The sequence below is a fragment of the Aquimarina sediminis genome, assembly GCF_002895435.1.
Taxonomy (GTDB): Bacteria; Bacteroidota; Bacteroidia; order Flavobacteriales; family Flavobacteriaceae; genus Aquimarina; species Aquimarina sediminis.
Genome location: NZ_POYJ01000006.1, coordinates 246,441 through 260,498, shown reverse-complemented (window position 1 = coordinate 260,498; position 14,058 = coordinate 246,441). Strand labels below are relative to the sequence as shown.

15 protein-coding genes are annotated in these 14,058 nt (G+C 30.2%); 1 reads left to right on the top strand and 14 read right to left on the bottom strand.

Going from position 1 to position 14,058, the window contains the following annotated elements:
* Positions 1-65: 65 nt before the first annotated feature.
* From C1X07_RS15060 to C1X07_RS15000, 13 genes are all read right to left on the bottom strand, one after another.
* Positions 66-794 (bottom strand): DUF6000 family protein, encoded by a 729-nt coding sequence (locus C1X07_RS15060; protein WP_103070858.1) that lies wholly within the window; start codon positions 792-794, stop codon positions 66-68.
* Positions 795-876: 82 nt separating this feature from the next.
* Positions 877-1,599, bottom strand: a complete 723-nt coding sequence (locus tag C1X07_RS15055; protein WP_103070857.1) for a hypothetical protein — start codon at positions 1,597-1,599, stop codon at positions 877-879.
* A complete protein-coding gene (locus C1X07_RS15050; RefSeq protein WP_103070856.1) occupies positions 1,599-2,066 on the bottom strand; it encodes a hypothetical protein in 468 nt (155 codons plus the stop codon). The genes C1X07_RS15055 and C1X07_RS15050 overlap by 1 nt, the downstream gene beginning before the upstream one ends.
* Before the next feature lie 200 nt (positions 2,067-2,266).
* The gene (locus C1X07_RS15045; protein WP_103070855.1) at positions 2,267-3,325 is read right to left on the bottom strand and encodes a bifunctional transcriptional activator/DNA repair enzyme AdaA; all 1,059 of its coding nucleotides are present in this window, start codon (positions 3,323-3,325) and stop codon (positions 2,267-2,269) included.
* Between the two features lies 1 nt (position 3,326).
* A complete protein-coding gene (locus C1X07_RS15040; protein ID WP_103070854.1) occupies positions 3,327-4,082 on the bottom strand; it encodes an isocitrate lyase/PEP mutase family protein in 756 nt (251 codons plus the stop codon).
* A gap of 288 nt (positions 4,083-4,370) precedes the next feature.
* A complete protein-coding gene (locus C1X07_RS15035; protein WP_103070853.1) occupies positions 4,371-6,854 on the bottom strand; it encodes a hypothetical protein in 2,484 nt (827 codons plus the stop codon).
* A 348-nt stretch (positions 6,855-7,202) separates the two neighbouring features.
* On the bottom strand, positions 7,203-7,976 hold the full coding sequence (locus C1X07_RS15030; RefSeq protein ID WP_103070852.1) for a LytR/AlgR family response regulator transcription factor: 774 nt from the start codon (positions 7,974-7,976) through the stop codon (positions 7,203-7,205).
* Position 7,977: 1 nt separating this feature from the next.
* Positions 7,978-9,009 carry a sensor histidine kinase gene (locus C1X07_RS15025; RefSeq protein WP_103070851.1) on the bottom strand — a complete coding sequence of 344 codons (1,032 nt, stop codon included), beginning with the start codon at positions 9,007-9,009 and terminating at the stop codon, positions 7,978-7,980.
* 301 nt (positions 9,010-9,310) lie between these two features.
* Complete coding sequence (locus tag C1X07_RS15020; RefSeq protein WP_103070850.1) at positions 9,311-10,162, bottom strand: hypothetical protein; 852 nt, start codon at positions 10,160-10,162, stop codon at positions 9,311-9,313.
* A 115-nt stretch (positions 10,163-10,277) separates the two neighbouring features.
* Positions 10,278-10,892 (bottom strand): hypothetical protein, encoded by a 615-nt coding sequence (locus C1X07_RS15015; protein ID WP_103070849.1) that lies wholly within the window; start codon positions 10,890-10,892, stop codon positions 10,278-10,280.
* 300 nt (positions 10,893-11,192) lie between these two features.
* Entirely contained in the window at positions 11,193-11,717 is a 525-nt protein-coding gene (locus C1X07_RS15010; protein WP_103070848.1) for a hypothetical protein, read from the bottom strand.
* A 2-nt stretch (positions 11,718-11,719) separates the two neighbouring features.
* Complete coding sequence (locus tag C1X07_RS15005) at positions 11,720-12,112, bottom strand: hypothetical protein (protein WP_103070847.1); 393 nt, start codon at positions 12,110-12,112, stop codon at positions 11,720-11,722.
* Positions 12,113-12,325: 213 nt separating this feature from the next.
* Entirely contained in the window at positions 12,326-12,520 is a 195-nt protein-coding gene (locus C1X07_RS15000) for a SymE family type I addiction module toxin (RefSeq protein ID WP_103070846.1), read from the bottom strand.
* A gap of 59 nt (positions 12,521-12,579) precedes the next feature.
* Between C1X07_RS15000 and C1X07_RS14995 the strand changes: the two genes are divergently transcribed.
* Complete coding sequence (locus tag C1X07_RS14995; RefSeq protein ID WP_103070845.1) at positions 12,580-12,801, top strand: helix-turn-helix domain-containing protein; 222 nt, start codon at positions 12,580-12,582, stop codon at positions 12,799-12,801.
* Between the two features lie 10 nt (positions 12,802-12,811).
* Here the strand turns inward: C1X07_RS14995 and C1X07_RS14990 are convergent, their stop codons facing one another.
* Positions 12,812-13,978: a hypothetical protein gene (locus C1X07_RS14990; protein ID WP_103070844.1), complete on the bottom strand. Its 1,167-nt coding sequence runs from the start codon at positions 13,976-13,978 to the stop codon at positions 12,812-12,814.
* Positions 13,979-14,058 lie beyond the last annotated feature (80 nt).

The following is a 14,058-nucleotide window of genomic DNA, read 5'->3' as shown; positions in this document are numbered from 1 at the left end:
TCTTGTATGGTGCGTTTGCTTCCCGAAGGGAGCAAATGAACTATACAAATTGTTATCTGTTTTTTTTAATTTTTAATAATAGTTTTTAGAGTATCAATATAACCTTTGAAATACTCAGTATCAATTGAGTTGTCAATTGGACTTATTTTATTTAGTTCCTTATCAATTTCGTTAGATTTTTCAGGAGCAGTTTTTTTAAGGTTTTGTAAATTTCTATAAGTATAATTATTTCTCCAATTTAAAAAATTATTCCAGTCCTCCATATGTTCGTCAACATGATTAGTATCATTGATTTCGTCCAAATATTTTAGAGCAACCATTACAGAGTCTTGATCGAAATAAAGCTCAGGTTTTTTTAAATAATACTTGAGGTATTTTTTTAGATAATTTGGAGATTTACTAGTGTTAAAGCTTACTATAGTTTTGGCGTATTCAGCTCCTGCGTAACAAACTTCACTTTTCAACAAATGTGTTCCAATTATATCTTCCAATTGATACGCTTGTTTTATGGATGCAAAATAACTCCCGGTTGATCTTGTACGCCAATTAAAATCTCCCAAGTTTTTGAGAATTACTTCTTCGGTCAATTCTGATTTTACTCTAATCATCGTTTCAATCCAATTATCAGATTGATTGTTAAGTTCAAAATAGAATGGAATAACCCACTTGTTTATGAACTCCTGATCTAGTTTCTCCTCATTTTTATATGATTCTAATTCAGTAAACGGACTTTTATGCCTTACAGTAGCTCCAGCAGAGTGTAATTCAATTTGTTTTTTAGTTTTTTCGTCCATTTTGATCTTATGTATCACAACGTCTCTTGTATGTTGCGTTTGCTTGCCGAAGGCGGCATATGCAATATACAAACTGTTAGCATTAGTTCTTTATTCTTTTTGTCAGTAATTCAATTTCCAATTCGGAGTTTATTCCCTTTTTAAAATGCTCTTTTATCCAAAATTCGGCAGACTTAAGGTCACCTTTTTGTTTATATAAAAAAGCTAAAATATATTCAGATGATATAATTCTTTGCCCAATTTCAAATGTGGGAAATTCAACATCTTTTTTAAGTCCAGAAATATTTTCCTCAATTGTAGTTTTTTCACTAAACCATTTTTCCAGTTTAGAAATATTATTCGATAGTACTTGATTTAAACTGTTTCTGAATTTTTGTTCATTTACTGTACTTATTTTATCAGGATTGATTGGTTTGTTTTTTTCAAAACTTTCCTGCCAACCTTCTAATCGTTTGAAATAAATCACTTTTGTCGATTTATCTGTCCGATGATTTATTAGCTTTTTTCCTGATATTGAAGGGATAAAGTCAAAACAATTACCAAAAGAAAATGAGCCTCCGAAAGATTTAAACACATTGTATTCAATTACGTGTTTAATTCCATTTTCATTAAAATTGCTATACCATAAATATTTTCCATTCCAATTATTTAGTCCAATCTCAGCAAATTTAGGTGTGACTATTTCTTGAAAAATCTCAATTCTTTTTTCCAGTAGTACTTCATCTAAGTTTTGAATATCATCATAGATTTCATTCACAGCTTTTCGTCTATCAATTATATCTCGAATTTTACTGAAAATATTCATTATTTTTTCACTTTTATAAGATCGTCCGCTTTAAACTTCATTTTTTTACCATACTTATTTTCGTAGTCGATATCAAAACTGATCCGATTCCATGGCTTTATCAATTTCGTTTTTACAGTTATTCCTCCGTTTTTCTTTGTCATTGAATAAGCATTAATCTCCGTTCCAATACTATTGGTAGTTTTATCAAATTCAAAAATTGAATCATTATTGAAATTATAACCTATTGCGATAAATTCGAACTCATATTCCGAATTCAACTTTTGGGTATTATTAGGATTTGGTATTATCCTGTATTTTATACTGTCAAAAACGTATTTGTTTTCAATTTTTGAAAGTATGTTTTTCAGAGAATCGTTTTCCGCTTTTAATTCCTCAACTTTATAGAGAAGATTTTGCGTCCGATTTACTTCTTGGCAGCCGGAAATTGTTAAAGTTAGAATGAGGAATAAAATGTTTTTAATCATCTTTTATAATGAAACACAACGGTCAGTATAAGAAACGTAGGGCAGGTGATAAGCACTTTCGTTTCGATTTATTACTTAGCTAAATATAAATATTTTGCTTTTATATTTCTGTCAAATGCCAAATTTTATATTTAGCGGACTTCATTAGTATTCACAGACCTTTCGGTTTAGCACAAACGCCCTATGTTTTTTTTACCTTGTTATGTGCTGGCATTATTCCGTTCGTGTTCAATCAACCATTTTTTTCGTTCAATTCCTCCACCATATCCAGTCATTTTTCCGTCTTTTCCAATTACTCTATGACAAGGTACAATTATAGAAATTCTATTATAACCATTTGCAGATGCAACTGCTCTAATTGCTTTTGGATTGTTGATTTTTTCTGCTTGTTTTTGATAGGTTGTCGTTGTTCCATATTCTATTTGTTGTAAACAGTTCCAAACTGCATTTTGAAAATCAGTTCCTGGTGTTTCAAGTTTAACATCAAATTTTTTTCTTGTACCTTCAAAGTATCCTTTAATCTCTTTCTTGATTTGTTTGATATGTTCGTTTTCGCCCGAAATAATATTAGCATTCAATAATTTTTGCAAATCTTTAAATTCTGTTTCGAGCATTCTTCTGTCAACAAATTCCAATAAGCAGATTCCATTATCTGTTGCACAAACAAACATTGGACCTAAAGGTGTTGTAAGTCGGTTTATAAGGATTATGTTTTTATCTTTAATTTGTTTTGGTGATTTACCTACAAGTTTTTTAAAAGTGTACCCAAAACCACTTAACGATTCGTAACTCGTGTCAAAAGCAGTATGTGTAGCATTCTTTCCCTTTTTCAATTCTTGAAAAGCATTGTTTATTCTATACATTCTTTGATATGCTTGAAAAGTCATACCATAATTATTTTTGAACCATCTACGCACAACCTCTGGACTAATTCCTTTCTGTCTTAATTGGAAGTCAGTTATTTTGTCTTTAGGGTTTTCTTTTACCAATATAATTGCTTTCTCAACTTGTTCAGGTGTTTGATTTGCATTTTCCGTTGGCTTACAAATTTTACAAGGTCTATATCCATTATCCAAAGCCTCCTTAAATGAAGTATAAAACTCTACATTTTTCAGTTTTGGTTTTCTTGCTCGGCAAGTCGCAATACAAAAAACGGAAGTGGTTTTTACACCTACAAAGAAAATACCAACAAAGCTCTGTTTTCTATCTAACAGAGCTTGATAATAAGTTTCGATTTTGTTATTGTCTGTAATCAGCATTTTAAAATATTGACTTAAATGAACTTTGATTTAAAACAGTTTGTAAACTTTCTTCAAATTTATGATACATTTTATCGAAAAGAAAATTCCCCATACTTATTCGTTTTACACCTAATTTTGTTAATGTCTCAAAATTTGGAAGGTTAGGCATACACATTACATTAATTGGTAAATTTGTTGAATCGACTATTGTTTTAATGTCATTTTCTTTCTCAATACAAGGAACGAAAATTCCATTTGCTCCAGCATTTTGGTATAGTTGAATTCTTTTTTTTGTTTTTTCAATTACATTTTCTTGAAGCAAGATAAATGTATCTGTTCTCACGTTTATAAAAACATCAACATTTTCCTTTTCTAATTCCCTCTTTATTTCTTTAAGTGTCTTTGCGAAGTCATTAACGTTTAATAAAATCCTTTTTTCGTTAACAATACTGTCTTCGATATTAATTCCAACAACTCCTAATTTTGCTAATCTTTTAATGTGATTAACGATTTCTTTTGGTTTACGACTATATCCCGATTCCAAATCAACTGATAAAGGTAGATTTGTGTTTAGAGCAATCCGCTTTACGAAATATTCTAATTCAGAAAATTCCATTTCTTCGCCATCGTTATATCCCAAAATCGATGCGATTGCCGAACTCGAAGTTCCAATTGCTTGAAAGTTTAATTTTTCGGCTGTTTTTGTACTTGGTACATCCCAAACATTTCCGATTAATAATGGTTTATTATGATTGTGTAAATTTTTAAATTCCATCTTTTTATGATTTTATGCAAAGTAACGATGATGAAATTTAGTCAGCAACCGAAAATTGGACGAGTATTTTTTTCCGCTTGCACATAACGTTAAGTATAAGAAATCGTAGGGCAGGTGATAAGCACTATCGTTTCGGTTTATTACTTAGCTAAATATAAATATTTTGCTTTTATCTTTTTTATTATAAATGCCAAATTTTATATTTAGCGGACTTTGTAAACAGGCTCAACCTTTCGGTTAAGGAATAAATGCCCTATGTTTTTTATACACTGTTGTATGCTGGCTTTTCTATTGCTCAACTTTTAAATTCGGATTACCATATAAATGCATTGCACACCAAGCAGCAGGAGTAGGATATTTATCATAAACCTTTTTATTTGCTTTAAAAAGTGCAATATCAATTGAATCTCCGTTATTAAATGAACTTAAAAATTCTGGTAGCCAAATTTCCGGAACATTTATATGTAAACCCCAAAATGGAGCTATTATAGCTTTATATCCTTTTTCAATATATGTTTTTACCAAAGATGTAATGTTATTTTTAAATAGCTCTGATTTGTAAGAACCAGAATGGCAGATTAAGAAAATTAAAACTTCTCCTTTGCCAATGACTTTGTTAAGATTTACGAGTGGTCTTTCAGATGGATAAATAATTTGTTTTTCGGCAATATCTTTTGCTCCGTGAGAACAAATAATATTTATATCAGAAGTTATAGAGGAATCCTTTTCCAATTTTGTATTAATATCAAAACTATTTGCGGTTAAAGTATCTTCTATTTTTGCATATAATTGGTTTAATGTAAAATCACCTTCTTCTTTTGGTATCCAGATAGATTTCGAATAATTTTTATTGATTGAAGTTGATTTGTTAACTGATAAATACCATTCTGTAGATAGAATATTTGTAATAGGTTTACTTAAGTGCAGGAAATCTCCATTTTGATTGAGAAATAAATTATGTGGAAAATCTGCTAATTCCATATCTTTTATAAGATAAATTGAATCTGTTTCATCATCAATATTTAGCCTGCTAAATGAAATTTCATTATTTATTGTTTTTGCTTTTGCAAAATGTTCCTCTTCGTAAACATTACGAACTCCACCCTTATCTTTAATAGTATCATCGAATGAAAAACTCGAAAAATATTCTCCGTTGGTAAGGCTTTTAAATTTTGACCAATCCCATTCGGTTAACTCAAAATATTGAAAGGCCTTATTTCTGAAAGCTAATTGAAACACTTTTCCCTCGGTTATTGCAAGCCAAATTGTCGATTGAAATTCATTTTTAGATATCTCACTTTCAATTTTATCTCTTTCGCTATATATCTTGTTAAACTTTTCTAATTCAGTTGTAGGAACCTTAAAAGGAGCAAATTCGAATGATTCTTTAGATTTAAAAATCAAGCTGAAATCTGATTTAATCATCATAGCCAATAAAATTGCTTCTGAATCTTTTTTTGCGAAACTATCTTCAATTATTCTATTCGCAATTTTAAGTGACATATCATTATCATAAACGATATCTGATTTGTTCCTTGTCTCATTTAATTTAATTAATGATTTTTTTAATTGCTCTTTTAAAGATGAGGAATTACCATCGATAATATTTTTATAGTTACTAATAGACTCTTTTGGTACAATTTGCTCAAAAATATTTAAATAATAACCTAGACCAGTAAGACTGAAATTTGCATTTGGAAAAATCCTTCTAACATTATATAATGTAATTAACCAAGGTAAAGATTCTTGAACTCCACCCGAGAATATATTCTCTCGTTCTTTGTTTAGATAATCTAATAATAAATCAGGTAACTTTTCTTTCTTCATTGGTATAAGACTTGTGAAGTAAGAATGGTCTATTGAACGCCTGTGATAATCAGAAAATTCTAATGTTTTAGGTATGCTTTTATAAATTTTTACAGTGTAAGGGTATAAGCCAGTATTTCTAAAATATTTTATTGATTGCCATATTAATTCCTGTAAATATTTATCCGAAACTCCCTGCTTATTTTTTATTGCAAGGTGCATACTTATGTTAGCATAAAGTAGAGATGCTTGAGCACTACCTTGTGTTGAATAACACCTGAAAGCATTAAAAAAACCAAATTGTGGATAACCATCATTAAAACTTGAAATAATAATTTCTTCAGAAACATCTCTAGCTGCTTGATAAAATTCAGAAGAGTTAAGCCTATCAATAAATATTCCGATTATAAAGTAAAAGAGTTCGGGATTGTTTAATCTAATGAGTAAATGCCTTAAAATAGGCAACTGTAACATTATATTATCGCTTTGTTCCTCTTTCCAGTCTATTTCTTTGGCACTTTCTTGTATTAGACTTATTTGTAAAGAGACTATTTCTTTTATTTCTAACTCTGTCAAGTCGTTAGGAGGAAATTCAAAATCAGAAATTCTTAATTGATTATTTATTTTAAGGCTTTTTTCTAATAACTTTAAAAATTTACTGTTTGATTCATCTGCAATTTCAGCTTTAGCGACAGACTGGTCTAATTTGTAAAAATTATTTTGGCTAATCAATTTTTCAAATAAATCGAAAAAGATAAATAAAGAATAGGAAATTGACTTTCTATCATTATCTTCTAAAGTGGATAGAATTAATGGGGAAAATTTTCGATAAGTTTCGAAATCGGTTGCTAATATTTCAAGTATTTCAAAATAATGTATTGTAATTTCTTTTTCAAACACATTATTGTCGTTTAGATTTTCAGATGTTAATTTTGAATGAAAATCTTCAAATACTTGTTTGTTCATTTTTTTGTTGGAGTTTTTTATGAAACACAACGTTTATTATATAGCAAGTAGGGCAGTAGAAAGCACTAAACTTTCAGGCTGGCACTTACTTTTGTTAAATGTATGAAATTTAATTTAGCACAATTTGCCCTATTTGCTATATACCGTGTTGTGCATAGTGATTTTCACGTTCTGCTTAGTTTTCCGATGTTTGTCATTTAGCTCAGAATTGAGCGTTGGCAAGACATACTCTTTTGCAATTTTTGACGTAGCCTTGGCTGTGGCGAATTGCAAATGTGTATGACTAATATTCGATGAAAAATAAATTTAACTTTTTACAACTTGAAGACTATTTTTTCTGCTATTTGTTCATCTATCTAACCAACGTTTAAAAGATGCTGCCTTGTCTTTTCCGACAATAATATCTTCTTCGAGTAAAAGTTTTATTTCAAGTTTTAGTTTCCCATTAAAATAGGAATGGACTCTTTTAATAGCTTCAATATTCACTATGAATTGCCGATTTATTTTGAAAAAATTATCAGGCTGTAAATGATCTTTTAAATTTTCGAGTGAAAAATTAACTGGGTATTCTCTTTTTTCGAAAGTAACAGCAAAAGTAATGCCTTGCATACTGTAAAAGAGTGCAATGTCTTCAACAGGCAAATGAAAAAACGATTCATTGGAGTGTATCAGAAAGCGTTTACGGTATTCAATCTTTTTACCTTTAATTAAAGAAGCAAGTTCGGAAAAATCCATATTGGAATTCTGTTTCTGAATAAACTGTTTGTTGTAGTTATGATATTTTTCAAAGGCAGTTTTTAACTCATCTTTTTCTACTGGTTTTAACAGGTAGTCAATGCTATTTACTTTAAAGGCTTGTATGGCATATTCATCATAAGCAGTTGTAAAAATAATGGCACTTTCAACTTTTGCCTGCTTAAAAATTTCAAAGCTAAGGCCATCAGATAATTGAATGTCCAACAAAACAATATCGGGATGTGGGTTGTTTTGGAACCACTCCACAGCAGATTTTATACTATTCAAACACCCAATAACTTTCGTATCAAAATTGATTTCCTGCAAGGTTTCTTTTAGCAAGCGTTGTGCTGGCAATTCGTCTTCTATTATTGCTATTTTTATCATTTTATTCTTCGATTAAAGGAATGGTTACCACAAATTCCCCCTCTTGTTTACCATAAGTAAAACCATCTTTTTTAATAAGTTCAAATCGCTTGCTTAAATTAGCTAAACCAGTGTGTGTTGAATTGACCGTATCAATAATTTGTAAGTTATTACTAACGATTAAAGTGTTATCACTATCGCTTTCAATTGAAATTTTCAGCACATTTTCAGCATTCGCTATATTGTGTTTTAGAGCGTTCTCAATCAAAATTTGTAAGGTTAAAGGTGGGATTTGCATATGTAGTATTTCATCAGAAATATTTACTACATATTCTAAAGCATTTCCAATTCTGACCTTATGCAAAAAAATAAAGGAATCAATAAATTCAAGTTCTTTTTTCAAGGAAATTAAATCGTGATTTTTACTTTGCAAAACATATCGATATACTTTCGATAGTTTGCGTGTAAAATCTTCTGCATTTGTTGGATTGTGTTTTATTTCTGAAATCAAAACATTTAAGCTATTAAACAAGAAGTGTGGATTTACCTGATTTTGTAAAACACGATAATCTGCCTTGAGTTTTTCTTGTTTATAGTATTCTGCATCTAGTAGAGAATCTTTCCATTGCTTAAAAAAGTTTATTGCTATAGAAATACTAATAAAACCAATAGAAAAAACAACGGAACATGTAAATATAATAACTGGTGCTTTGGGATAAATCAAGGACTGACCGTTGATAAAATACTGGATCGTAAATGGTATCGCAATGCAAATAAATGTCCATAGAATGATAATTCCTATTTGAATGAAAAGCCTTTTTTGTGGATTGTAATACCAAGGTCTTTTTCTGTTCAAATATCTATCAAAAAATAAGCTGCCTTCCACAATTAAATTCAAAACCAGTAAGTAAAAAAACAAAAATAATTCCTTTGGAATTGGCAATTGAAATTCTGTGTTTTCAGGCATACCCAAGCTAACTAATCGCATTACAGCAATAGCAAAAAACGATACCAAAACAATTCTAATGAAAGTATTTCTACTATTTTTTGACATTTAAAATTTTAATAATTACCAACCAACAATTTAAAATATTTTTTTAGTTTAAACTAACATAAAAACTCAATGGTTATTATATCAGGAGTACAACCTTTTAGGAGCATTATTGGGATGGTCAAATAGTATATCCCAGAGTTTGTTTCAGGTATTTTTATATCCTTCAATAATATTTCACCCTAAAAGGTCATAAATGATGAAGTATTCGTCACCAAGCTGGTTCTCAAAAAAAAATCATCTGAAAACGAATTTGGGTAAAAATTTTATACCCTTTTTCGAAAAGGCTTTCTTCAATACTTGTCTAAGGAGTGCAGGAACTAACATCGATTTCGCTGTATAAATTTGGGTTGTGGTTTGGGTCTTCGACTGTGTTAGCCATCATTGAAATTTTAACAATTTCATCACTTGTAGAAAAACAAAGTTGGTGAAAGTTATCATTGTCATTTATATCTGCTATTGAAATAGGTACATGCGGTATTAGAACTCCAGAACTGTCAGAATAGCCAATATAGTACTGAAATAAGTCAGATTCGGTATCACCACTTATATACGGTGTAATCCCACCATTCCAAGCAACTTGAATCGTTTGTGTTCCTGAATTACATTCATTCAGATTGCCCTCAATTCTTTGGGCAAAGAATAAACTTGGTCCATCAGCAAGCGGAATAACATTCGTGGTAGTGATTCCGTTTAGGTTTATGATTTCTGAACAAGCGGACTCTCCGGATAAAGTATCTGTTGTAAATAAATCCCCTACAACTCTAACTTCAACAGGTGGATTGGTAACAGCGGTACCAAATTCACCTAATAGAAGTACAGTTCGATTTTCTCCGTTTTCATTAGCTGGTGCTAAAAGAGCACACATCGGGATGTGTTTATTTCCAAGGCTATCTACAACTTCAAAATCAGATTCTGACAAGGTGGCTGCATCTAATGGGAATTTAAAATTAACAGGCATACCATCTAACAAGCTTCCTAGTTGATTACATAATAAACTTGATAGTGCATTATCAAGTCCAAAAAAAGCTGACACAAGAACATCTTGATTAACCTGTTCTTGAGGGGTATCTTGGTTAATCTGTTCTTGAGGTTCTTCATTTTTGCTACATGAAAACAAGAGGATTACTGAAAATAATTTAAATATATTTCTCATATTTTTGTTTTTTTAATTGCTTATAAAACTAGTGTCACAAGATGTGAATACTAAACCAGCAATCATTGCCAGTATTAATTTCTTAAGATTGCTTTTTACCTTTTTCATCATTTTTTTAATTTCTATTTCTACGCTTCTCTTTTATCTTCTTTTGTATTTCTCTTTGGGTTTCTTTATAAATCTTGAATTGTTCAGCTGAAAGCAATGCTTTCATTTCTTTGTTTTTAGAACCTATTATCGATTTTAATTCATTGTACTTGGCAAATTTACTCTTACCACTAGTTTTTAAAGTTTTCATTTGAAGTCCATACTTTTTTGTAATTTCTTCAAATTTCGGTTTCTGCTCTTCGGATAAGTCTAACTTTACAAGGTATTCAAGCTTCTTTCGCCTTTCTTTTTGAGTTGCTTCATAAACAATGTATTGATCAGCAGATAGCAACGCTTTCATTTCTTTGTTTTTAGCACTTATTATCGATTTTAATTCATTGTACTTGGCAGATTTACTCTCATTACTGTTTCTTAACGTTTTTACCTGAAGTGCATATTTTTTTGTGATTGCTTTAAATTCTGGTTTCTGCTCTTCTGATAAGTCTAATTTTTCAAAGGACTTTTGGAGATGTACCTTTAATTTCTCTTTCTGTTCTTCTGTAAGTTGTCTTTCTTGTGCGTAACTTGCTACATTAAATAAAGTTAGTAACAGGATTGTTATTATGTTTCTTGATGTTTTCATTTTTGTTATTTTTTAATAAATTATCTTATATTCTTTACAAAGATGAAGCGATACAACTTCCTTTTCAGGAATAAGTTGTTGAAGTCGAATTTTTGGTAATGGGGTCGAAAAGAAGTGATGAAAATAATTTGATCAGTGGTGCGGTGGGAAAAGGTAAGCTCTTTTTATTTTTTGAGGCACGAAAAAAATGAAATGTGCTTGACTGTGCGTTGGCTTTTTTTAGTTCAAATGTAGATGGTTTGCTCGGTTTTCAGCATTATGCACAACGTTGCGTGTATGAATCGTTATATGGCGAAGCCATTATGATTTATACACCTTGTTGTGTGTTCGTTTTTTTGTCCATTTAATATTCAAACCTCTCCTTTCCAGTTCATCGAAAAACTCGTCAAAAGTCGGAAAGTTAAGATTCTCATCAAATGCATCATATTCCATTCCATTGCAATATACTGTTTTAGATTTCAATGATTTTGAATCTGTTAAATACTCAATTCTAACCCATTTATATCCAGAAAGTAAATTTATACTAGTGTCATCTCGAAATATTATTCTTTTTATTCTATCCAATCTAATCTTTTCTTCTCTTTTGAAGAATATGAATCGATTTATAATTAACATTTCCTCATCATTAAGAATAAAATCATTATTCATAATTGCGTAATAACTGTATACACCAACTAAAAGAATAACTGATGTAATTACAATAAAAATACTTGATAAATCTATGTTAATCAATTTTGTTTCAATTCCAAATGTCAATCCTAACCCTAAAATTGCGATCAAGATTAGAATTATTTTTAATTCTAATATGTGACTTTTGAATTCCATAATTATAAATAGATTTTTACTTCTAAATTTTGTTCGATAGACTTTTTGAAGAAAGATTTTAACTCATAGATGTCATCATTTATATCTTTCAATTTGTAGTCCTCCGTCGTCCAAAATTTTAATATTTTTTCTGAATTCACATTTGGAACAAACTCTTCTCTGTTAAGTATTCTGCGTACTCTTTCGATTTCTTTTTTTAGTTCAGATATTTTGTCAGATTGAAAGGTTTGTAATTCGTCTATCCATTTATCCGAATGGAGATCCAAATTCAATAGTATTGGAAATTCATTTTTGATATTTTTTGGTAAATGTCTAGAGCAATGAATAAGAAAGTTAGGAGCCATTTCAGACACAATTTCTTTCTTTTTGTTTAAAGCTTCCATCCATCTTCCCATAATTTTGGTTAATGATCGCTAACGTCTAGTATAAGAAACGTAGGGCAGTTGATAAGCGATACGTTTCGGATTGGTACTTAGCCAAATATAATATTTTGCTTTTATCTTTTTTGTCTTAAACGCCAAATTTTATATTTGGCGACTTTGCAAACAATCACAGACCTTTCAGTTCTCACTAAATGCCCTATGTTTTTTATACCTTGTTGGGCGTAGTTATTTTTCTTCTTTTTTGTCAGTCAGAGTAATAGTGAGTTTATTCTTTTGTTGCTTAATCTCAATTTCTTTTCCGATTTCAAATCCGAGTTCTTTCAGCCACTTTCCCTGAAGCCGAATTTCAGGAACAGCAATATATTTCCATTCCCGAGGTTGGTGTTTCTGATAGATTTTTAGCTTTCTAAATCGACTCATTAAAGACTTGTTCGTTATTCCGAACACAATATATAAATAATTTATCGAAATTCGGTATAGTGAACACGAAAGAAGAGAAATATTTTCAAAAATTAGGGGCTAAAATCAAGCAATTAAGAGAAGAAAAAGAGATTGACCAAAAGTCATTTGCTTTTGATTGTGAGATTGGAAGGACTCAATTATATATGATTGAAAAAGGTAGAACAAATCCTCGTTTACTTACTTTGATTAAAATTGCTGAAGGTTTGGAAATTTCTATTTCTGAACTTCTACGAAATTAATGCACTGATTTTACCAATCCATATTTGCTGCATCATCAAATTCATTCATTAGCTCATCTGCAAACTCTTTCATATTATCCATATTCTCACAAGCCACAGCATAAGTTCCATTTGCTGAAAGAGTTAAAATTGTTGGTAATTGATATTCTTGAGTGTATTCCATTGCTGGAGCAGTAGTTCCTGACCAAAGGAATTTAATAAATTCTTCAATTAGTTCAATTACTTCCTTCTCTTTAAATGTAAGAAATCCGTGTAGTGAAAATTTATTTTTTTTCTTCTTATGATTCATTAATACTGGTACAGTTCCTGTTTTTGAATGAAATCTAAAAGCATTTCCATCTTTTCCAAATGCTCCGTGAGCTACAAAATTTCTCAATTGGTTACGTATAGTAATTAGTTCATTGTAAAAACTATCTGCTTCTTTGGACGAACTCAAAGGTATGGCTGCTTTGAATTTAGTTTTCCATTCGGCTCCAATTAATTCGGAAACCTTTTCTCCATCACTCAAACCTTGTCCGATAATGGCTAAATGAATAAACAAATGTTCTGTCCAACTATAGAATGCTTCTATGCAAGAAATCGCTAACCAATTCGCTCTTTGTTTAAATTCAAAATCCAAGGATGTGACTGTAGTAAACTCACCAAATTCAGACTTTTCAACCTTCTTTTCTGTTTTACCTTTATTATCTAAGAATTTTTGATATTCAACTTTATATGAATTAAGTAAAAAGTCAAATCTTTCAAATAATTGTCGATTATTGTTTACTACATTAAATTCAGAATTTTGTACAGCCTGTTCAGCTATATAATCATAGTAAGGTCTTATACTTTTTACTGCACCTGAAATTTTCTTAGCGATTTCTTTAGCAATTTCTTGGTCCTCTTCATCTTGTATAAATACTCCGACTCCAAATTTCCTGTGTTCGATAAGGAATGCTTTTCCTTTGTAATCAATTGGGAACGACCAAGCTATTTTTTCAAAACGACCAAGGTTTTTAAAATTAAGCAAATCTGAAAAAAGAAAGAAAATCAAGTAGTATTCTGGCAATAATCTACTTGCATCACTTCTCTTAGCGCTGAATAAGAAATTATTAACAGCATTTGTACCTTTATCGGCAGGTTTAATCGGGCTTAAAATTTGTAAAGCCTTCTGTTTATATTTTTCAATATCTATCAATGATTTGCCTTTTTCTAATTATGCCCAACGTGTTTGTATATGGTTTGTTGCGTGGTTAAGCAACTAAGTTAACAAATAAA